The organism is Actinomadura sp. NPDC000929 (assembly GCF_040492065.1).
GTDB lineage: Bacteria > Actinomycetota > Actinomycetes > Streptosporangiales > Streptosporangiaceae > Spirillospora > Spirillospora verrucosospora.
This window is the reverse complement of the sequence record NZ_JBEUPA010000059.1, coordinates 22,769-42,357: the sequence shown is the minus strand read 5'-3', so window position 1 is coordinate 42,357 and position 19,589 is coordinate 22,769. Positions and strand designations below refer to the sequence as shown.

Genomic DNA, 19,589 nt, shown 5'->3' with positions numbered 1-19,589 from the left:
GTAGTAGTCGGTCATCTCGGCGACGCCGACCCACAGCGGCGCGGTCTTCCCGGTCATGGCGCTCTGCCAGGCGCCGGCGCCATCGCGCTCATCATGAACCTGGTCACCAACGGGGTGCTGTTCGTGGCGACGCTGCGGCTCCAGCAGGCCGGGGACCGCTCCGCGCTGGTCGCCGGGGCGATGCTGCTGCCGATGGCCGTGCCGCTGGCGGTGCTGGCCCCGGTGAGCGGGCGCCTCACCGCCCGGTTCGGACCGCGGGTGCCGCTCGCCGCGGGCGCCGCCGTAGCCGCGGCCGGATCCCTGTCGCTGCTCGGCGCCGGTCCCGGCGGAGGCTACGCGGCGCTGCTCCCGGCGCTGCTCGGCATCGGGATCGGGGACGGCCTGATCGTCACCGCGGTGGTCGCCGCCGCGATGCGCGCCGTCCCCCCGGCGCACGCCGGGCTGGCCGGCGGGTTCAACAACACCGCCCGGCAGGTCGGGACGGCGCTCGGCGTGGCCGTCTACGGGGCGGTCGCCGGTCCGGCGCTCCACCCGGATTTCGCCGCCGGCCTGCACGTGCTGGCCTGGGCGAGCGTGGCGCTGTGGCTGTCCGCGCTGGCCCTCGTCCGCGTCGTCCCGGCCCGCGGGCGGACGGAAAACCGGTTGGCAGGACCGGCGGTCCAGCCCTAGAACAGTCGCATGCTGCGCAAGTACCCCCGGACCCGGCACATCGCGGGCTCCCGGCTCCAACCGGGCGACCACGACCTGGCCGCCGTGCCGTTCCGGGCGATCGCCGGGCGGTACCTGGTGGTGGAGGAGAAGCTCGACGGCGCCAACGCCGGCATCAGCTTCTCCTCCGGCGGCGAGCTGCGGCTGCAGAGCCGCGGCCACTACCTGACGGGCGGGCCGCGCGAGCGCCAGTTCGGGCCGCTGAAGGCGTGGGCGGCGTCGGTCCAGCACGTCCTCCGCGAGCGCCTGCAGGACCGGTACGTCCTGTACGGGGAATGGCTGTACGCCAAGCACACGGTCTTCTACGACGCGCTCCCCCACTACTTCTGCGAGTTCGACGTCCTCGACCAGACCGACGGGACGTTCCTGTCGACCGAGCGGCGCCGCGAGCTGCTCGCCGGGACGCCGGTGGTGTCGGTGCCCGTCCTGCACGAGGGCCCGCTGCCGGACGTGGCCGCGCTGACGAAACTGGCCGGCCCCTCCACCTGCCGCACCCCGCAGTGGCGGGACGCGTTGCGCGCGGCGGCCGAGGCCGGCGGCGCCGACCCCGCCCGCGTCGTCGAGGAGACCGACGCCTCCGAGGAGATGGAGGGCCTCTACATCAAGGTGGAGGAGGACGGGAACACGGTGGACCGCTACAAGTGGGTCCGGCCGAGCTTCCTGACCGCGATCCTCGATTCGGGCACCCACTGGCAGGAGCGGCCGATCGTCGCCAACGGCCTGGCCGACCCGGAGGTGCTGTATGCGGGTGTTTGAGGAACTGTGCCCGGCACCGCCGCACTGGACCGTCCCGTGGGAGCGGATCCGGGACGCCTTCGGCTGGGTGCGCGACATGGCGGGCGTTCCCCAGGACGCCGTCTACCACGGTGAAGGCGACGTCGAGACCCACACCCGGATGGCGTGCGAAGCGCTGGCGGCGCTGCCGCAGTGGCGCGCCCGCCCGGCGCGGGAGCGGGTCCGCCTGTTCACCGCCGTGCTGATGCACGACATCGCCAAGCCGCACTGCACCGCCCTGGACGACGACGGGCGCATCACCGCGCGGGGCCACTCGCGCCGCGGCGACCTGATGGTGCGGCGCATCCTGTGGGAACTGGGCGCGCCGGTCGCCTGGCGCGAGCACGTGGCGGCGCTGATCCGCCACCACCAGGTGCCGTTCTGGGCCCTGGAGCGCCCCGACCTGCGGCAGATCGCGTTCCGCGTCAGCCTGCTGGCCCGCAACGACGACCTGGTCCTGCTGGCGTCCGCCGACATCCTCGGCCGGATCTGCCCCGACACCGAGGAGCTCCTGGAGAACGTCGCCCTGTACGGGGAGTACTGCGCCGAGCAGGACTGCCTGGACGGGCCGCGCGCGTTCCCCTCCGACCACGCGCGGTTCTGGTTCTTCCGCAAGCCCGACCGCGACCCCGGCTACGCCGCCTACGACGACACGCGCTGCACCGTGACCGTCCTGTCGGGGCTGCCGGGCGTCGGCAAGGACCACTGGATCGCCGCGCACCGGCCGGATGTGCCCGTGGTCAGCCTCGACCGGCTCCGCGCCGAGATGGGCGTCGACCCGGCAGGCGACCAGCGTGCCGTGGCGTCCGCCGCCCATGAGCAGGCCCGCGACCACCTGCGCGCCGGGCGGTCGTTCGTGTGGAACGCCACCAACGTGTCCCGCCAGCAGCGCGAGCTGTGCACCGGCCTCGTCGCCGGGTACCGGGGCCGGGTCGAGATCGTCGCGCTGGAGGCGCCGCCGCGGGTCCTGCGGGGCCGCAACCGGGAGCGCCCCTCGCCCGTCCCGGACGCGGTGATCGACCGGCTCGTGCGGCGGTGGGAGACCCCCGACCCGACCGAGGCGCACCGGGTCGACTGGCTCAGCACGGCCTGAGCCGCCCGGCGGAGCCGTCCGGCCCGCTCGGGCCCCGCCCGGTCACCGCGTGTCGGGCTACCGCCACGTTTAGCCCATGCGCACGGGGAACGCCCTTTTCCAGGTTTCGAAACATGGAGGGGGCCTGGAGGCATGAGCATCGTGCGGCAGCAACACGGCGACGGCCAGGCCGGGACGACGGGCGTGCACCGGCAGGACGTCGGACGCGCACCGGAGTTCCGGGCCGAGCACCACGAGGCGGGCACGGGCGAGCTGGTCCGGCAGGCCGCCCAGCAGGTCTCGGACCTGATGCGGGCCGAGATGCGCCTGGCCGTGGCCGAACTGAAGGACAAGGGCCGCCACGCCGGCACCGGAGCGGGCCTGTTCGGCGGCGCCGGGCTGGTGGCGCTCTACGGGGTGGGGGTCCTGCTCGCGGCGGTCGTGGCCGCGATCGCGGTGGCGCTGCCGGTGTGGGCGGCCGCCCTGATCGTCGGCGCGGTGCTGCTGGCGGTGGCGGGCGTCCTGGCGCTGATGGGCCGGGCGCAGACCAGGCGGGCCACCCCGGCCAAGCCCGAGCAGGCCATGGACGAGGCCAAGCTGGCCGTGGCCGAACTGAAGGAGAGGGCGACGCACCGATGACGATGCAGGGCAAGCACGGCGCCGAGGCGGGCACCGAGGAACTGCGTCAGGAGGTCGACCGGGCCCGGCACGAGCTCGGTGAGACGGTGGAGCAGCTCGCGGCCAAGGCCGACGTGAAGGCCATGGCGCGGGAGAAGGTCGGGCAGGCCCGCGAGAGGGCGCGCGACACGGCGGCGTCCGCGTGGGAGGCCGCGAGTTCGGAGGAGGGCAAGGCGAGGGCGCGCCAGGGCGGCGTCGTCATCGCGTCGGCCGGGGCGGTCGCGCTGGGCGCGGTCTGGCTGCGCCGTCGCCGCACCTCGCGGAGCAGGCCCCAGCTGCGGCTGGGACGCGGCCGCAAGGCGCCGGTGCAGGTGCGGATGCGCACCGGCCAGAAGCGCGCCGTCACGGTACACCGCACCCGCCGGTGAGGACGCACATGAGCAAACGGCCCGAAGCGCCCACCGACCTGCCCGCGCGGTCGTGGTGGCAGACGCTCAAGCGCACCCTCGGCGAGTTCCAGAAGGACAACCTCTCGGACTGGGCCGCCGCGCTCACCTACTACTCCATCCTGTCGATCTTCCCGGCGATCCTGGTGGTGGTGTCGCTGGTGGGCCTGGCCGGCCAGTCGGCCACCGACAGCCTCGTCCAGAACGTCGGGAGCCTGGCGCCGGGCGCCGTCCGTGACCTGCTCGTCAACTCGATCAGGCAACTGGAGGGGGGCGCCGGAGGAGCGGGCGTCGTCGCGGTGCTGAGCCTCGCGGCCGCCGTGTGGTCGGCGTCGGGCTACGTCGGGGCGTTCATGCGCGCCTCCAACGCCGTCTACGACGTCCCCGAGGGCCGCCCGTTCTGGAAGACGGTGCCGCTGCGCATCGGGGTCACGCTGCTGACGCTGGTGCTGCTGTCGGCGTCGGTGATCGCGGTGGTGGTGTCCGGGCCGCTGGCCCGCAAGGCCGGCGACATGCTCGGGGTCGGCTCGCAGGCGGTCACCATCTGGGGCATCGCCAAGTGGCCGATCCTGGTGGTGGTGGTCGGCTTCCTGTTCTCGCTGCTGTACTGGGCCTCCCCGAACGCCAAGCGCGGTTTCCGCTGGGTCACGCCGGGCAGCGCGCTGGCGATCCTGCTGTGGCTGGTGGCCTCCGGGCTGTTCGCGGTGTACGTGGCGAACTTCGCCTCCTACAACAAGACCTACGGCAGCCTCGCCGCGATCATCATCTTCCTGGTGTGGCTGTGGATCACGAACCTGGCGATCCTGCTGGGCGCCGAGCTGGACGCCGAACTCGAACGCAGCCGCGCCATCGCCGGCGGGCAGCCCCCCAAGGAGGAGCCGTACGTCGAGTTCCGCGACACCCGCGCGTTCGACGAGGAGGAGCGCCGCGAGAACGGCGTCGAGGACGGTGCCGAGGGCGGCGCCGAGAACGAAGCCGACGACCGGCACGGGGCGCACCGGCTGTAGGCCGCGGGACGGCGGGACGGGCGTGCGCTACCGGGGAATTACGGGTCGCACAAGACCGAACCCCCTGAATAGGATCATCGCATGCTCCGTCCCGCCTACCCGATCGAGACAGAGCGGCTGACCCTGCGGCCGTTCCGCGAAACCGACCTGGAGGGCCTGTACGCCTACCAGTCCCTGCCCGAGGTCGCGCGCTTCCTGTACTGGGAACCCCGCTCCCTGGAGGAGTCGCGGTCGTTCCTGAAGCAGAAGATGAGCGCCTCCACCGTGGAGAAGGAAGGCGACTGGCTGGTCCTGGCGGTGGAGTGGCGCGAGACGGGCGAACTGATCGGCGAGGTCAACCTCCAGTGGCGCAGCCGCGAGCATCGGCAGGGCGAGATCGGTTACATCTTCAACCCCGCCTACCACGGCAAGGGGTTCGCCACCGAGGCCGCCGAGGTGGTGCTGCGGCTGGGCTTCGAGGGGCTCGACCTGCACCGCGTCTGCGGGCGGCTGGACGGCCGCAACGCCGCGTCCGCCCGCGTTCTGGAGCGCCTCGGGATGCGCCGTGAGGCGCACCTGGTGCAGAACGAGATCGTGAAGGGCGAGTGGAGCGACGAGGTCGTCTACGCGATGCTCCGCCGCGAGTGGGACGCCCGCGCCGGCAGGTCCTGACCGGCCCCCGCCGGGGCGGCGGTCACCGCCCGGCCTGCTCTTCCAGGGACCGGGCCAGGTCGCGGACATGGCCGCGCAGTTCCTCGGGCCGCCGGATGACGAACGGGAAGCCGAGCCCCGCCAGCATGCGCGCCATCCCGTCCAGGCGTTCGGCGCGCGTGGTCATCACCACTCCCCCGGCGGCCTCGGTCAGCGTCGCCGTCGTGGCGGGGATCCGGCGCCGCGCCTCGCCGAGGGTCGTCTCCAGCAGCACCTCGACCTCGTGGGCGTAGGGCACGCGCGCCAGTGACCGGGTGACGTGCTGGACCGGGTCGAGGTCGTCGGGGGGCTCGAAGCGGGCGGTGCCGGGCTCGGCGGCGGCGACGCGGTCGACGCGGAACGTGCGGATCTCCCCGCTGCGGTGGTCGTGGCCGGTGACGTACCAGCGTCCGGAGTGGAAGACCAGGCCGTAGGGGTCGAGGTCGCGCTCGGTCTCGGCTCCCTGCCAGGACCGGTAGCGCATGCGGACCCGGCGCTTCTCCCGCGCCGCCGCCGCGAGCGTCAGGACGGCGCCGGTGTCGGGCGCGGCGGAGTCCCGGGCGGCGAGGGTGAACCCGAGCGTGTCCCGCAGCGCCTGGACGCGGTCGCGCAGGGTCGCGGGCAGGACGCGCTGCACCTTGGCGAGCGCGCTCTCGGTGGCCTGGCCGGGCAGCCCCACCCGCCGTCCGGCCAGCAGCCCCAGCACCACGGCGGTGGCCTCGTCGTCGGTGAGCATGAGCGGCGGCAGCTTGTAGCCGGGCATGAGCCGGTAGCCGCCGTACCGGCCGCGCTCGGCGACGACCGGGACGCCGAGATCGTCCAGGCGGGCGGCGTAGCGGCGGACGGTCCGCTCGTCCACGCCGAGCCGCCGCGCCAGTTCCGTCCCGCTCATGCGGGGGTTGGCCTGCAGCAGTTCCAGCATGGCCAGGACGCGGGTCGTCGGATGGGACGGCGCGGGGTGTGGCACGGGTCACTCGCTCAATCCGGGCGGTTCTTGTCCGGTATCGACCCTAGCGTGGGATCACATCCACCGAGAGGACGGCTGAACATGGCAGCTGGCAAGGCGACGTTCGTACTGGTCCCGGGGCACTGGCTCGGCGCCTGGGCGTGGGACGAGGTGGCGGCGGACCTGCGGGCCGCGGGCCACGAGGTGCGCGCGGTGACGCCGGCCGGGCAGGCCGAGCGGGCCGCCGAAGCCGCGCCCGGGACCGACGTCGGCGGGCAGGTCGACGACCTGGTGCGGCTCATCGAGGACGACGATCCGACCGGGGTCGTGCTCGTCGCGCACAGCGGCGCGAACATGGCGGTCACCGGCGCGGCCGACCGGATCCCCGAGCGCATCGCCCGGGTCGTCTACGTCGACACCGGCCCCATGCCGTCCGGCCTGGCCGGCATCGACTTCCACGACCCCGCCTCGCGCGCGGAACTGGAGAAGGCCGTCGCCGAGCGCGGCGACGGCTGGAAGCTCCCGGTGCCGGCGTTCGATCCGGAGCAGGATCCGGCCAACCTCGCGGGCCTGACCGGCGAGCACCTGGCCGCGATGCGCGAGCGCGGGACGCCCCAGCCGTTCGGCACCGTGACGCAGGCGCTCACCCGCCCCGACCCGGTGCCGGCCACGCCCCGCACGCTCATCGCCTCCACGATCCCGCTGGCCGCGGTCAAGCAGATGGGCGAGGGCGGCCACCCGGTCTTCTCGATGATGACCGGGCCCGGCTGGACCTACCACGAGCTGCCGACCGGGCACTGGCCGATGTTCTCCCGGCCCCGCGATCTGGCCGCGCTGCTGGCCGGGGCCGCCGCCGACGGGGCCTGAATCACTCACTTCTCCACAGCCGCGCCGGGAAATCTTGTAACCCGCCCGCGTAGATCATTTCGGCCGGGGCGAGGACACTCTGCGGAAGTCGCGCGGCCGCGGGGGTCGGGCCTGATCCGCGAGGTGAGCCTTGCACACGACACCGACCGTCCGCCGCCGACCGCACCGGGTGGCCTGGCGGCGCTCGCTGGCCTCCGGGGCGATCACGGTCGTCCTGGCGGCCGGCCTCGGCGCGGTCGGCGCCGGCCCCGCCCAGGCGCTCGCGGGGCCCGTCCGGGCGGACGACGGGGCGCGCATCACCGCGGAGAAGAAGATCGCCTCCCGAGAGGTCGACGTCGCCATCGACTCCCCCGCCCTCGGCAGGGCGGTCAAGACCCGCATCCTGCTGCCGAAGAACTGGACGCGGAACTCGACGGCGACGTGGCCGGTGCTGTACGCCTACCACGGCGGCCAGGACGACTACACCTCCTGGACGCGCAACACCGACATCGAGGCGTGGGCCGCCAAGTACAACGTCATCGTCGTCATGCCGGAGGGCGACAACGGCTCGTACACCGACTGGTACAACTACGGCAAGGGCGGGACGCCCAAGTGGGAGACGTTCCACACCGCCGAGGTGCGCCAGCTGATGGAGCGCAACTACCACGCGGGCGCGCTGCGCGCGGTGATCGGCAACTCCTCCGGCGGCGCCGGGGCGATGTCCTACGCGGCGCGGCACCCGGGGATGTTCAAGTACGCGGCGTCGCTGAGCGGGATCCTGTCGATGCGCTCGATCGGGATGCCGGCGCTGCTGATGTTCACCAACGCGGGCAACGGCCAGGACCCGTTCGCGATCTGGGGCGTCCCGTGGTCCGACGACGCCAACTGGGCGGCGCACGACCCGTACTCGCTGGCGCCCAAGCTGCGCGGCACCGGCCTGTTCTTCTCCGCGGGCACGACCGGGCGCCCCGGCCCCGGCGACCCCGACGTGGCGCCGTGGGACATCGGCCTGCTCAGCGAGATCGCGGTCGGCGCGAACAACCGGGACTTCCAGAAGCGCCTGGACCAGCTGAACATCCCCTACACCGCCCACATCTACGGCGACGGCCGGCACAACTGGCCGGCGTGGGTGCGGGAGGCGAGCGCGGTGTGGCCGACGCTGATGAAGTCGATCGGCGCGCGCAAGGTGTGACGCGGGCGCCCCTTGGAACGAACCCGGCCCGGTTCCGGTGCGGCTGCGGCTGCCGCCTCGGAACCGGGCCGCCGCGCGTGCGGCCCGGTCCGGGGGGTCAGTAGCCCAGGCCGTGCCCGAACGGGTAGAGGACGGTGCCCGGCTCGTCGCGGGCGGGGACGGCGACGGGCAGCCGCCCGCGCGGGTCGAGCTCGCCGAACAGGACCTTGGCGGCCGACCGCAGCGCCTCGGCGGTGTAGGAGTAGGTCGCCAGGTAGGTCGTGACCTCGGGGAACCAGGCGATGTCGTAGGGGTCGCGGACGGCGACGACGACGACCGGTCTGCCGGTGGCGAGGAGCGCCTTGACGAGGTCGCTCTGCCCGGGCCCGTTGTGGCCGGGCTCCTGCTTGACGTCCCAGGCGCGGTTGGTGACGGCGACGACCAGGTCCTGGTCCCGGGCGGCGGCCACGGCCTCGTCGATCTGGGCCTGGCCGGGGCTGAGGCCGGTCTGCCGGATGGTGGTGACGGCGCCGCGGCGGGCGATCTCGGTGCCGAGGGACGCGGTGGTGGACACGCCCCATCCGGTGACCAGGACCTTGCGTCCGCCGGGGCGCAGGGGCAGGATGCCGGCGCCGTTCTTGACCAGGGTGGTGGTGCGGTCGGCGGCGCGCTGCGCGGCGGCCAGGTGCTCGGGGGTCCCGACGACCTGGCCGATCCTCGACTCGTCGGCGTAGGGGTCGCGGAACAGGCCGCGCCGCTGCTTGAGCTCCAGCACCCGGTAGACCGACTCGTCGATGCGCTTCTCGGTCAGCTCGCCGGACTTGACGGCGTTGACGACGGCGGCGAGCTGGCGGGGGAACACGCCGTTGCCCTGCGCGTCGGCGGGCGGCTTCAGCAGGACGTCCACGCCGGCCTTCAGGGCCAGGACGGGGATGTTCTCGTCGCCGTACTTGTCGCGGACGCCCTGCATGTCCAGGGCGTCGGTCACGACCACGCCGCGGTAGTGGAGGCGGTCGCGCAGGATGCCGGTGAGGATGGGCCGCGAGAGGGTGGCGGGGTCGCCGGAGGGGTCCAGCGACGGCACGACGATGTGCGCGGTCATGATGGAGTCGACGCGCTGCTTGATCGCGGCGCGGAACGGGGGCAGGTCGAGCCGCTCCCATTCGGCGCGCGTGTGGTCGATGTGCGGGACGCCGGTGTGGCTGTCGGTGGTGGTGTCGCCGTGCCCGGGGAAGTGCTTGACGGTCGGGGTGACTCCGCCGGCCCGGTAGCCGCCGATCTGCGCGGTCACCATGTCCGACACCAGGGCGGGGTCGGAGCCGAAGGACCGGACGCCGATGACGGGGTTGGCCGGGTTGACGTTGACGTCGGCGTCGGGCGCGTAGTCCTGGTTGACGCCGACGGCGCGCAGTTCGCTCCCGGTGATGCGGGCGAGCGCGCGGGCGTCGCCGGTGCTGCGCCCGGCGGCCAGGGCCATGCTGCCGGGCGACTGCGTCGCGGGCGGCTGGACGCGCGCGACGATGCCGCCCTCCTGGTCGATGGCGATCGTGGCGGGGACGCGCAGCGGCTGCGCCGCGGCGGCGCGCTGGATGCCGTTGGAGAACGCGGCGAGCTGCTTCGGGTCGGTGACGTTGTCGCCGTAGTAGATGAAGCCGCCGGGGTGGTAGCGGGCGACGACCTGCGCGGCGTTGTCGACCCCGTACAGCCTGCGGTTGGCGGCGACGTCGGCGGGTTCCGCCGTGGTGGCGCTCTTGCCGTAGACCTGCAGGACGAACAGCTGCGCGGCCTTGTCCTGCAGCGACATCGACCGCAGGATCCGCATCAGCCGCGGATCCTTGCCGGCGTGCGGCGCGGCCTGCGCGGCGGACGCGTCCACGCCGCCGAGGCCGGTCACCGCGACGGCTCCGGCCGCGAGGCCGGCGAGCCACCGGCGGCGGCGCGTGCGGGGACGGTACATGACGGCTCCCTCCCGCCCCCGAGCTGGCTGATGATCAAGGTTCCTCCCGGCACGGTAACCGCGGCGGGCGGCTCCCGTCCACGGCAATGCTCGACGATCCGTCCAGGACGCGGCCCCGATCCGGTAAAGCGTCAGCGCCGCAGCCACCGCCACCAGCGGCCGGGGGGCGCGTCCGGCTTGGTCAGGGGGTGCTCCTCCACCTCGTAGCGGCGCACGTACGCGCCGGCGAACGCCTGGAGGCTGGCGCCGAACGGGATCGCCAGCAGCACCCCGATGGGCCCGCCGACGGCGGCGCCGGCCAGGATGAGCCCGAACGCCACCGCCGGGTGCATGTCGAGGGTCCGGGCGGTGATGCGCGGCTGCAGCAGGTAGTTCTCGAACTGCTGGTAGGCGATGATGAACAGCAGGAGCCACAGGGCCGTGCTGGGCGACTTGGTCAGGGCGATGAGCACCGGCACGGCGCCGGCGAGGTAGGTGCCGACGGCGGGGATGAACTGCGAGACCACGCCCACCCATAGCGCCAGGGCCGCCGCGTACGGGACGCCCAGCCCGGCCATGGCGGCGTAGTGGGCGATGCCGGAGATGAGGGCGAGCAGTCCCCGGGAGTAGATGTAGCCGCCGGTCTTGTCGACGGCGATCTCCCAGGCGCGCAGGACCTCGCGCTGGCGTCGCGGAGGCAGCAGGGAGCAGACCGTCCGGCGGAACCGGGGGCCCTCGGCGGACAGGTAGAAGGTGAACAGCAGGACGCCGAGGGCGTTGAAGACGACGCCGACCGCGGTCGTGCCGAAGCCCCACACGTTCGCGGCGAGGTCCGACAGGTGCCGCGACAGCGCGTCGGTGACGGTGGGGAGCCGCTGGAAGACGGTGCGCTGGGACAGGTGGGTGCCGAAGGTGGCGTTCACCCATCCGACGAACCGGCGGACGTAGCCGGGGAATCCGCTGATCAGATGGTTGGCCTGGGCCGCCAGCAGCGATCCGATGCCGCCGAGGAACCCGGCCAGCAGCAGCCCCACGACCGCGAACATCGCCGCCGTGGCCACGCCGCGGCGCCATCCGCGCGCGGCGAGCCAGTTCACCGCCGGCTCGATCGCGAAGGCCAGGAACAGCGAGATCAGCAGGAGCAGCAGCAGTCCGCGCAGCCGCTCCAGCAGCCACAGGCCCGCCAGGAACGCCAGCACGCTCCCGCCGGCGAGCGCGAACGCCCGGGGCAGCCACGGCGGCATCTGGCGCGACCGCTGCGCGGCGGGCTCGGCGTCGTGGTCGGCGGCGGGGTCGTGGGGAGGGTCGGCGGCCGGTTCGTGGGCGGGCGTGGCGCCGGGCGGCTCGCCGGGCGTCTGCGGCATTCCTGCACGTTAACGGCGTCCGGGCGGGCATTCCGGGCGTCCCGCACCGCGGCATGGGCAAGCTTTGCCGGGATTTCAGCCCCGGCGCGCCCAGGCCCCCCGCTCATGCCGGCGCGCCGTCATTTCTCGGTGACCGCGGTCAGTTCGGTGAGGAGTTCGCTGGCCTGGACGGCGTCGAGGGCGCCGGTCACGTGGACGCCGATCGTGACGATCTGGTCGGGGTCCCGGTGGCCGATCGCGACCGCGGGCTCGAAGCCGAGCCAGGCGGTGGCTCCGCCGGGCAGCGTGCGCGACATCCCGCAGACGATGCCCGCGTCGGCGGGCATCTCGTGCTCCCAGCCGTCGTGCTCCAGGCGCAGCAGCCGCCCGAGCGGGACCTCGGCGCCGTCGAAGCGGGCCAGGTGCCCGGTCCGGCGTTCGTCCTCGGTGAGGGCGTGCAGGGGGCGGTCCAGCTGCGGGAACGGCTGGGCGATCTCGTAGTCGGCGAACACCTGCGCCCAGGCGGCCAGGTCACGCGCGGGCAGGTCGAGGCGGTGCGCGACGCGGACGTGGGCGGCGTCGTCCAGGACGAGGACGTCGTCGGCGCAGTCGGCGAGCGTTCCGTCCTCGGCGACCCGGAAGGCCGTGCCGTCGCCGGTGAGCCACACCAGCCGCCGGACGATGTGGCGCAGCAGCGGGTGGCCGGCCAGGAGCCGCTGGAAGTCGGGCGCGGTCCACTCACGCCGCTGGACCATGGCGGTCTCCAGCCTGCGCACCTGCCCGGCCGCCACGGCGCGCACGTCCTTGCGCAGCGCCGCGAACCGCTTGTAGGCGGCGGGCGCCAGGTCAGGGTCGTCCTTGGCGCCTGGCTTGGGCAGGGTCTTGCGTGGTCTGCCCGTGTCGTCCAGGACGTAGGGCCGGAGCAGCTCGTCGAAGCCGACGGTGAAGCGCCGGGGCCCGTAGTCCAGGACGAGGGCGCTCGCGGAGTCGAGCCCGAGGTCGGGCACGAGGCGGTCGGCGAGTTCGTCCTGGGTGAGCCCGAGCCCGTCGGCGATCTGGTCGATCTTCTGGCGGGCGCGTTCCCTGAGGGTCTTGAACCGCAGTTTCTGGGAGATGCCGTGCAGGTGCATGAGGGCGACGTCGCTGCCGATCTCGGCGAGGACGTCCAGGCCGGCGGCGGCGTTCTTGTGGCGGCTCCGGCCGGGCCACTCGCGGATCAGCGGGGTGAGGCGGCGGGCGGCCTCGTCGCCGCCGAGCAGGCCGAGCTGGGTGAGGGCCCAGCCGTCCCTGGCCGGGTGCCCGGCCGCCTCCCACCGTTCGAACACCGCCCAGGAGAAGGCGGCGAGCGACTCGGGGTCGCAGGCGCTCCGCACCTCGGCGAGGTCGGGGCGCCCGCCGCCGGGGACCTCCAGCGCGAGCGTGAGCAGCAGCGCGCGCGTCGCGGCGGCCGGAAGCGCCCGGTCGCGCCGGACGGTCAGGATCTGCGGCAGCAGCGCCGGGTCGGCCCAGCCGCCGATCGTCGGGGGGCGCGGCGGGACGAGGTCGAGCGGGTCGGCGGTCATCAGGTCGGCGATCGCGGCGGCGGCGCGGTCGCCGTGGACGCGGGCGGCCTCGGCGACCGCGTCCGCGCCCTCGTTCCCGGCGATGTGCAGGAGCGCGAGCCGGGCCGCGCCGCGCTTCCGTCCGGCCGGGCCCAGCGCGGCGGGGACGAGGAGCAGCGCGGCGGCGATCCGGTGGCGGGCGAACCAGGCGTGCGCGACGGGCCGCGCCGACTTCAGCCGCAGCGCCCAGTCCGCCATGAGCGCGGCGACGTCCGGGGTGAGGAAGGGCAGCAGGACTTCGCCGTCGGAGGCGGGCGCGTCCGCGGCGGTCTTGATCAGCAGTGGGACGGCGTCCAGTTCGTAGCGGGCCGCGATCTGCTTCTTGTGCCAGGTGAGGGGCGGGTCGCCGGCGGCCCACTCGGCGAACAGGGGCCGCACCAGTTCCTCGGGGCCCTCGGAGAACAGCTCCAGCGTCTGCCAGTAGGCGAGCCGCCCCGCCTTGTGGTCCAGGATCCTGGCGGCCCAGTCGTCCTGGTTCCGCCGCATGCCGGAGGCGGACCACGACTCGCGTTCGCCGCGCGCCCAGCGGACGGCGTCGACGTCGGGCGGCACCAGACCCTCGATCACCACGGTGCGGTCTTCGCGGGGGCGGCGGCTCCAGGGCGGGTCGGCCAAGCATGCGGGCAGTTCCCGCGCCGGCGCGTCGGGGACGCGCGCCCGGCGTGCTTTCCCCTCGCGGGTGAGCAGGCGTTCCTCCAGAAGTTCGGCGGCGACCTTGGCGGGCTTGCCGGCGCCCGCCGCCGCGTCGCTCAGCAGCCGCGCCGCCCGCGCGGGGAACCGTTCCGCCGCAGCCGCCAGCGCGGGCCTGACGCGGTCTTGGTCGGCGCGCTCCACCAGGGCCTGGAACGCCTCGTCGGTGGGCAGGGCCGCCAGCGCCTCGGCGGTGTTCCTGCGGACCTTCGCGCTGGACACGGTGTCGTAGGCGTGCACCAGCAGCGGCGCGAGGGCCGCGCCCACGCCGTCCACGGCGGTGGTCACCAGTTCGGCGTTCCCCGCCTGCCAGCCCAGGTCGCCGAGGCGGGCCAGCTGAGCCGGGGAGGCGACGGAGCACCACAACATCCAGGAGTACATGTGGGCCGGGAGGGCGCCGAGTTCGGCCAGAGACTCCTCGACCCAGTCTTGGCGGGTGGGCGCGAGGTAGGCGGTGACGGAGCGGAGCAGGGCGTTGTCGCGGCACTCCCCCATGCGCGCGACGGCTCGCTCGTACTCGGCGTCATCCGCGGCTGCGAGAACGGCCCGCATCCGGAGCAGCGCACCGCGCGTCACCCACCAATGGCCGTACTGCTCCTGCGGATCCCGCAGCCGGATCCACGCCTCGCTCCGCTCACCGTTCTCGATCCACCGCCACGTGGGCTCGGCCTTGATGAGACCGGTGACGGCGGCGGCGGCGAACGCGGCCCCGCGCTCGGCGCACCACGCGTCCACGAGCCAGGTGTGGGGATCCTTCTTCCAGGGCTCCTTGCGGACGGCGATCTGCCCGACGACCGCGGCGCCGAGCGGGTCGTCACCGCCGCTCAGATACCGCCGGGCCGCCGCGACGAGTGCGGGTTCGCTCTGAGGAGTGCGGAGCACGTCGTCGATGTCGGCCGACTGCGCGCGGATCTTCCCGGCGAGCGCGTCGCCCGCCGCCGGGTCGAGTCTGAGCGCGGTGCCGGGCGTGCCGCCCCGCCGCGGATGCAGCCTGCGCCGCCACGCCGCCGGAATGACCAACGTCTCCTCGTCCATGGCGCCTCACCGTAGGACCCGGCTCCGACAGGCCTGGGCGCCCATCGCCGCTCCGACGCCGATCAGGGGGCGAAGGCGCGGAGGGCGGCGTCGACGAGCGCGTCGGCGTACTCGGGGGTGAGCGGCCCCGACCGGTGCAGCCAGCGCTGGGTGAGCGGGGCGTACAGCACCTCCAGCACCAGGTCGAGGTCGGCGTCCGCGCGCAGCTGGCCCGCCCGCTGGGCACTGCGCAGCCGTTCCTTCTTGGCCCGGTCGAGGGGGTCGGCCAGCTTCTCGCGGTACAGGGCGGCCAGCTCGGGGTCCTCGATGATCTGCGTGTTCAGCGCGCGGAGAGGCGCCTCGAACCGCGGGTCGGCGAACTCGGCGACCGTCGCGCGCATGACGGTCTTCAGATCGGCCTCGACGTCGCCGGTGTCGGGCAGCCGGACACCCTCCTCCCCCTCACTCAGCGCGAGGAACCCCTCGAAGACCACCGCGCCCTTGGACGGCCACCAGCGGTAGATGGTCTGCTTGCCGACGCCCGCCCGCGCGGCGATGGCCTCGATCGTCACCTTGGGGTACCCGACTTCGGAGACCAGTTCGCGCGCGGCGGCCAGGACGGCCTGCCGGGACCGCTCGCTGCGCCGTGCGGGATCGGGTGTTCTGGTACTGGACACGGCCGGGAGTATACCCCTAACGAGACGAGACGGTCCGTCTTGACAACGAGGCGGCCCGCCCCCATACTCGCCAAGACGAGACGAACCGTCTCGTCTCTTGTGATCGAGGAGGGGTGCATGACGACCGCCCGCGTATGGTTCATCACCGGTGCGTCGAGAGGCCTGGGCCGGGCCTTCACCGAGGCGGCGCTCTCCGCCGGGGACCGCGTCGTGGCGGCCGCGCGCGACCTCTCCCCTCTCGACGGCCTGGCCGCCGGCCATCCGGACCGCCTCGTCCTGCTGCCGCTGGACGTCCGCGACCGCGCCGCCGTGCGGACGGTGGTGGATCGGGCGGCGGCGGCCTTCGGGCGGCTGGACGTCGTGGTGAACAACGCCGGCGCCATGCTGTTCGGCATGGTGGAGGAGGCCACCGAGGAGCAGATCCGCGACCAGTTCGACGTCAACTTCTTCGGCGCGGTCTGGGTGGCCCAGGCCGTGGTGCCGCACCTGCGCAGGCAGGGATCCGGCCACATCCTGCAGGTCACCACGATGGGGACGGGCGGCGGGATCGCGTCCGCCGGGTTCTACGCGGGGAGCAAGAGCGCGCTCGACTCGCTGAGCCAGGCCCTGGCGATGGAGGTGGCGCCCTTCGGGATCAAGGTGACGATCGTGCAGCCCGGCGGGTACGGCACGGAGCTGTTCACGCGGGGCACCACCGCCACGCGGCCGCTCCCTGAGTACGAGCCGCTGCGCGTCACGTTGGCCGAGATGTGGGGCGATGACGCCGGACCCGACCCGAGCACCGCGGCCCCGGTGGTCATGGAGCTCGCCGGTCTGGACGAACCGCCGCTGCGGCTGATCGTCGGCTCCGCCTCCTACGACATGGTCCAGCAGATGGACCGGGAACGCACCGAGCAGTACCGGGCCTGGGAGCACCTCAGCCGCAAGGCCCCAGGCTGACTCCCGATCCCCGCCCGCACCGACCGGAAGGAGGTGGCGCTCTGCGCGCCCCTGCCCAACTCTCCCTCGACCAGATCACCAAACGCTACGGGACCCGCGCCGTCCTGGACCGCGTCTCGCTCACCGTCAGGCCCGGCGAGCGGCTCGGCGTCATCGGCGACAACGGGTCCGGCAAGTCCACGCTGCTCAAGCTCATGGCGGGCGTCGAGCGTCCGGACGGCGGCGAGGTCGTGGCCGTCGCGCCCGGCGGGATCGGATACCTGCCGCAGTCGCTCGCGCTTCCGCCGGAGGCCACCGTCGCCGACGCCGTCGACCTGGCGCTGGCCGGCCTGCGCGATCTCGAAGCCCGGATGCGCGCCGCCGAACGCTCGCTCGGCGCACCGGGCTCGCCCGAGCGGGCGAGCCTGGACGCCTACGCGGAACTGGTGGCGGAGTTCGAGGCGCGGGACGGCTACGAGGCCGACGTCCGCGTGGACCTCGCGCTGCACGGGCTCGGGCTGCCCGGACTCGACCGGGGCCGCCCGCTCGGCACGCTGTCCGGCGGCGAGCGCTCCAGGCTCGCCCTCGCCGCCACGCTGGCGTCCTCCCCCGAGCTGCTGCTGCTCGACGAGCCGACCAACGACCTGGACGACCAGGCCACGGCCTGGCTCGAACGGCGCCTGCGCGCCCACCGGGGCACGGTCGTGGCGATCACGCACGACCGCATGTTCCTGGAGCGGGTGACCACCGCCGTCGTGGAGGTCGACGGAGGGCGGGCGCGCCGCTACGGCGACGGGTACGCCGGCTTCCTCACCGCCAAGGCCGCCGAACGCGCCGCGCAGGCGCGGGCCCACGAGGAATGGAGGACGGAGCTGGACCGGCATGCCGCGCTGGTGTCCGCCAACGCGGGCCGGCTCGCCGAGATCCCGCGCAGGACGGCCAAGGCGGGCATGGGCACCGGCGCCTGGCGGGCGCGCTCGCGCACCCACGGCGCCGCCGGGCGCATCCGGCAGTCCCGGCAGCGGCTGCGGTGGCTCGCCGACCACCCCGCGGCGCCCCCGCCCGAGCCGCTGCGCTTCACCGCCGTCCCCGCCGCCCCGAGCGCGGCCGGGGGCGAGGTGGTCGCGCTCGACGGCGTGGTGGTGCCGGGGCGGCTCCGCCTGGAGTCCCTGACCGTCCGCGCCGGTGAGCGGCTTCTCGTCACCGGCCCGAACGGAGCGGGCAAGACCACCCTGATGCGGGTCATCGCCGGAGAACTGCGCCCGGACGCGGGCGAGGTGCGCCGGACCGGACGGGTCGGGTTCCTCCGGCAGGACGGGCCGGTCGGCGCGGGGCACCGGACCGTGCTCCAGGCCTACGCGCACGGACGTCCGGGCACTCCCGACGAGTACGCGGACGCCCTTCTCGCCCTGGGCCTGTTCCGGTCGTCGGACCTGGGCCTTCGCCTCGGGGAGCTGTCCCATGGGCAGCGGCGCCGGGTCGAGCTGGCGCGGCTGGTGAGCGAGCCCCGGGACCTGCTGCTGCTCGACGAGCCGACCAACCACCTGTCGCCCATGCTCACGGAGCAGCTGGAGGAGGCGCTGGCCTCCTACCGGGGCGCGCTCGTGGTGGTCACGCACGACCGGCGCCTGCGCGCCGCGTTCACCGGCGCCCGTCTCGAACTGGCCGAAGGACGCCTGGCCTCACCGGTCGGCTAGGCCCTGCCGGACGAGCGGTCCGGCTCAGTTCGCGGGAGCCGACCCCGCTCCGATCTCGTCCAGCTCGGCCAGGTCCTCGGGAGAGAGGGAGAGTCCCGCGCCGGCGACGTTCTCGCGCAGGTGCGCCGTCGATGACGTGCCGGGGATGAGCAGGAGGTTCGGTGATCGCCGCAGCAGCCAGGCCAGTGCGACGGACATCGGCGCCGTCTTCAGCCGGGCGGCGACCGCCGAGAGCGCCGAGGACTGAAGCGGGGTGAAGCCTCCGAGGGGGAAGAAGGGCACGTACGCGACACCGTCGGCGGCGAGCCGGTCGATGAGCGCGTCGTCGTGGCGGTGGGCGAGGTTGTACATGTTCTGCACGCACACGATCGGCGCGATGCCCCTCGCCTCGGTGACCTGCTCCTCGGTGGCGTTGCTGACGCCGAGATGGCGGATCAGGCCCTCCCGCTGGAGTTCGGCGAGCGCGCCGAACGCCTCGGCGAGCGAGCCGGGCCGGGGGCCTTCGGCGTCGCCGAGCCGGAGGTTGGTGCGCGCTGGGCGGCGACAACGGTCCTGGCCGGCCCGACGGAACGCACGCGGACGCTCTGAAAGCGATGCGTTACTCCGAGATCTCCCGCCTTGTGGCCGGGGTCAGCCAGAAGATGCTGACCCAGACGCTACGGTCGCTGGAGCGCGATGGTCTGGTCACCCGTACCGTCACGCCCACCGTTCCTGTCACCGTGTCCTACGGGCTGACCGATCTCGGCCTCTCGCTGCACCACATGACGCGCGGGCTCAGGGCCTGGGCGCAGACGCACATGACCCAGGTCCTCGAGAACCGCGAGGTCTACGACACCCGCCCCTCCTGACCGCCCGCTGTTTGCCGGAACCGCAAGGTTTCGTGCCGAGTCGCGGCGCCCCTGCCGAGACTGGCGGCGGGCCCACCGCGGGCCCGCCGCCCCGGCGAAGAAGGAGATCACCGTGCCCAGCACCACGCGCCGCGCCCGCCGCCGCGACACCCCGCCGCCCCGCACCGGAGGCGGCGAGGCCGAGACCCTGCGCGGATTCCTCGACTACCTGCGGGCCTCGGTCGCCGCGAAGGTCGAGGGCGCGCCCGAGCCGCGGGTGCGGGCGGCCGCGGTGCCCTCGGGCACGAACCTGCTGGGCCTGCTCAACCACCTGACCTTCGTCGAACGGTCGATGTTCCTCGGGGAGGAGGTCGCCGACTGGCAGGCGACGTTCCGGGCCGCGGCCTCGGACGGCGTGGACGAGATCGTGGCCCGCTACCGGGAGGCCGTCGAACGCGCCAACGAGGTGCTCGACGGGTGCGCCGACCTCGGCGCGCCCGTTCCCCGGCCGGGACGTCCCGCCCCCAGCGTCCGCTGGGCGCTGGTCCACATGATCGAGGAGACCGGCCGGCACGCGGGCCACGCCGACATCCTCCGCGAGCAGATCGACGGCGCGACCGGGCGCTGAC

General features: G+C 74.1%; 20 protein-coding genes. 14 read left to right on the top strand and 6 right to left on the bottom strand.

Features of this window, described 5'->3' with window-relative positions; all coding sequences use genetic code 11:
• From ABWI04_RS21415 to ABWI04_RS21385, 7 genes are all read left to right on the top strand, one after another.
• Positions 1-669: MFS transporter (locus tag ABWI04_RS21415; protein WP_353833532.1), on the top strand; the 669-nt coding region annotated here is incomplete at its 5' end.
• Between the two features lie 9 nt (positions 670-678).
• Positions 679-1,464, top strand: coding sequence for an RNA ligase family protein (locus ABWI04_RS21410; RefSeq protein ID WP_345185198.1), 786 nt, complete (start codon positions 679-681; stop codon positions 1,462-1,464).
• Entirely contained in the window at positions 1,451-2,575 is a 1,125-nt protein-coding gene (locus ABWI04_RS21405) for an AAA family ATPase (RefSeq protein ID WP_345185200.1), read from the top strand. The genes ABWI04_RS21410 and ABWI04_RS21405 overlap by 14 nt, the downstream gene beginning before the upstream one ends.
• A gap of 132 nt (positions 2,576-2,707) precedes the next feature.
• Positions 2,708-3,193, top strand: coding sequence for a phage holin family protein (locus ABWI04_RS21400; protein WP_353833531.1), 486 nt, complete (start codon positions 2,708-2,710; stop codon positions 3,191-3,193).
• Positions 3,190-3,600, top strand: coding sequence for a DUF3618 domain-containing protein (locus tag ABWI04_RS21395; RefSeq protein ID WP_345185204.1), 411 nt, complete (start codon positions 3,190-3,192; stop codon positions 3,598-3,600). The genes ABWI04_RS21400 and ABWI04_RS21395 overlap by 4 nt, the downstream gene beginning before the upstream one ends.
• Positions 3,601-3,608: 8 nt before the next feature.
• On the top strand, positions 3,609-4,625 hold the full coding sequence (locus ABWI04_RS21390) for a YihY/virulence factor BrkB family protein (protein WP_353833530.1): 1,017 nt from the start codon (positions 3,609-3,611) through the stop codon (positions 4,623-4,625).
• 81 nt (positions 4,626-4,706) lie between these two features.
• Complete coding sequence (locus ABWI04_RS21385) at positions 4,707-5,276, top strand: GNAT family N-acetyltransferase (protein ID WP_345185210.1); 570 nt, start codon at positions 4,707-4,709, stop codon at positions 5,274-5,276.
• A gap of 22 nt (positions 5,277-5,298) precedes the next feature.
• Here ABWI04_RS21385 and ABWI04_RS21380 read toward each other — a convergent pair whose 3' ends face one another.
• Entirely contained in the window at positions 5,299-6,261 is a 963-nt protein-coding gene (locus ABWI04_RS21380; RefSeq protein ID WP_345185212.1) for a helix-turn-helix transcriptional regulator, read from the bottom strand.
• Positions 6,262-6,342: 81 nt separating this feature from the next.
• On the opposite strand from ABWI04_RS21380, the gene ABWI04_RS21375 reads away from it, so the two are divergent.
• Together ABWI04_RS21375 and ABWI04_RS21370 are read left to right on the top strand one after the other, a co-directional pair.
• Complete coding sequence (locus ABWI04_RS21375) at positions 6,343-7,107, top strand: alpha/beta fold hydrolase (protein ID WP_353833529.1); 765 nt, start codon at positions 6,343-6,345, stop codon at positions 7,105-7,107.
• 130 nt (positions 7,108-7,237) lie between these two features.
• Entirely contained in the window at positions 7,238-8,278 is a 1,041-nt protein-coding gene (locus ABWI04_RS21370; RefSeq protein ID WP_353833528.1) for an alpha/beta hydrolase, read from the top strand.
• A 97-nt stretch (positions 8,279-8,375) separates the two neighbouring features.
• Here ABWI04_RS21370 and ABWI04_RS21365 read toward each other — a convergent pair whose 3' ends face one another.
• The 4 genes from ABWI04_RS21365 to ABWI04_RS21350 form a co-directional block, all read right to left on the bottom strand.
• Complete coding sequence (locus tag ABWI04_RS21365; RefSeq protein WP_353833527.1) at positions 8,376-10,214, bottom strand: glycoside hydrolase family 3 protein; 1,839 nt, start codon at positions 10,212-10,214, stop codon at positions 8,376-8,378.
• Positions 10,215-10,345: 131 nt separating this feature from the next.
• Positions 10,346-11,557, bottom strand: a complete 1,212-nt coding sequence (locus ABWI04_RS21360; RefSeq protein WP_345185226.1) for an AI-2E family transporter — start codon at positions 11,555-11,557, stop codon at positions 10,346-10,348.
• Positions 11,558-11,676: 119 nt separating this feature from the next.
• Complete coding sequence (locus ABWI04_RS21355) at positions 11,677-14,862, bottom strand: DUF4132 domain-containing protein (protein ID WP_353833526.1); 3,186 nt, start codon at positions 14,860-14,862, stop codon at positions 11,677-11,679.
• A gap of 62 nt (positions 14,863-14,924) precedes the next feature.
• A complete protein-coding gene (locus tag ABWI04_RS21350) occupies positions 14,925-15,518 on the bottom strand; it encodes a TetR/AcrR family transcriptional regulator (protein ID WP_345185231.1) in 594 nt (197 codons plus the stop codon).
• Between the two features lie 117 nt (positions 15,519-15,635).
• Here ABWI04_RS21350 and ABWI04_RS21345 point away from each other — a divergent pair, with 117 nt between their 5' ends.
• Entirely contained in the window at positions 15,636-16,457 is an 822-nt protein-coding gene (locus tag ABWI04_RS21345; protein ID WP_353833525.1) for an SDR family NAD(P)-dependent oxidoreductase, read from the top strand.
• Positions 16,458-16,498: 41 nt separating this feature from the next.
• Positions 16,499-18,133, top strand: coding sequence for a ribosomal protection-like ABC-F family protein (abc-f, locus tag ABWI04_RS21340; RefSeq protein WP_353833535.1), 1,635 nt, complete (start codon positions 16,499-16,501; stop codon positions 18,131-18,133).
• 24 nt (positions 18,134-18,157) lie between these two features.
• On the opposite strand, the gene ABWI04_RS21335 is transcribed toward abc-f, so the two are convergent.
• Positions 18,158-18,568, bottom strand: coding sequence for an aldo/keto reductase (locus ABWI04_RS21335; protein WP_353833534.1), 411 nt, complete (start codon positions 18,566-18,568; stop codon positions 18,158-18,160).
• On the opposite strand from ABWI04_RS21335, the gene ABWI04_RS21330 reads away from it, so the two are divergent.
• The 3 genes from ABWI04_RS21330 to ABWI04_RS21320 all read left to right on the top strand — a co-directional run bounded on the left by ABWI04_RS21330 (position 18,560) and on the right by ABWI04_RS21320 (position 19,588).
• A complete protein-coding gene (locus tag ABWI04_RS21330) occupies positions 18,560-18,721 on the top strand; it encodes a hypothetical protein (protein WP_353833524.1) in 162 nt (53 codons plus the stop codon). The genes ABWI04_RS21335 and ABWI04_RS21330 overlap by 9 nt on opposite strands.
• A gap of 5 nt (positions 18,722-18,726) precedes the next feature.
• Positions 18,727-18,981: a winged helix-turn-helix transcriptional regulator gene (locus ABWI04_RS21325; protein WP_353833523.1), complete on the top strand. Its 255-nt coding sequence runs from the start codon at positions 18,727-18,729 to the stop codon at positions 18,979-18,981.
• Between the two features lie 112 nt (positions 18,982-19,093).
• Positions 19,094-19,588 (top strand): DinB family protein, encoded by a 495-nt coding sequence (locus tag ABWI04_RS21320; RefSeq protein WP_345185242.1) that lies wholly within the window; start codon positions 19,094-19,096, stop codon positions 19,586-19,588.
• Position 19,589 lies beyond the last annotated feature (1 nt).

Coding starts and splice junctions, on each gene's coding strand:
- ABWI04_RS21410 (WP_345185198.1), top strand. CDS start 679: ATGCTGCGCAAGTACCCCCGGACCCGGCACATCGCGGGCTCCCGGCTC.
- ABWI04_RS21405 (WP_345185200.1), top strand. CDS start 1,451: ATGCGGGTGTTTGAGGAACTGTGCCCGGCACCGCCGCACTGGACCGTC.
- ABWI04_RS21400 (WP_353833531.1), top strand. CDS start 2,708: ATGAGCATCGTGCGGCAGCAACACGGCGACGGCCAGGCCGGGACGACG.
- ABWI04_RS21395 (WP_345185204.1), top strand. CDS start 3,190: ATGACGATGCAGGGCAAGCACGGCGCCGAGGCGGGCACCGAGGAACTG.
- ABWI04_RS21390 (WP_353833530.1), top strand. CDS start 3,609: ATGAGCAAACGGCCCGAAGCGCCCACCGACCTGCCCGCGCGGTCGTGG.
- ABWI04_RS21385 (WP_345185210.1), top strand. CDS start 4,707: ATGCTCCGTCCCGCCTACCCGATCGAGACAGAGCGGCTGACCCTGCGG.
- ABWI04_RS21375 (WP_353833529.1), top strand. CDS start 6,343: ATGGCAGCTGGCAAGGCGACGTTCGTACTGGTCCCGGGGCACTGGCTC.
- ABWI04_RS21365 (WP_353833527.1), bottom strand. CDS start 10,214: ATGTACCGTCCCCGCACGCGCCGCCGCCGGTGGCTCGCCGGCCTCGCG.
- ABWI04_RS21360 (WP_345185226.1), bottom strand. CDS start 11,557: ATGCCGCAGACGCCCGGCGAGCCGCCCGGCGCCACGCCCGCCCACGAA.
- ABWI04_RS21355 (WP_353833526.1), bottom strand. CDS start 14,862: ATGGACGAGGAGACGTTGGTCATTCCGGCGGCGTGGCGGCGCAGGCTG.
- ABWI04_RS21345 (WP_353833525.1), top strand. CDS start 15,636: ATGACGACCGCCCGCGTATGGTTCATCACCGGTGCGTCGAGAGGCCTG.
- ABWI04_RS21330 (WP_353833524.1), top strand. CDS start 18,560: ATGGCGGATCAGGCCCTCCCGCTGGAGTTCGGCGAGCGCGCCGAACGC.
- ABWI04_RS21325 (WP_353833523.1), top strand. CDS start 18,727: ATGCGTTACTCCGAGATCTCCCGCCTTGTGGCCGGGGTCAGCCAGAAG.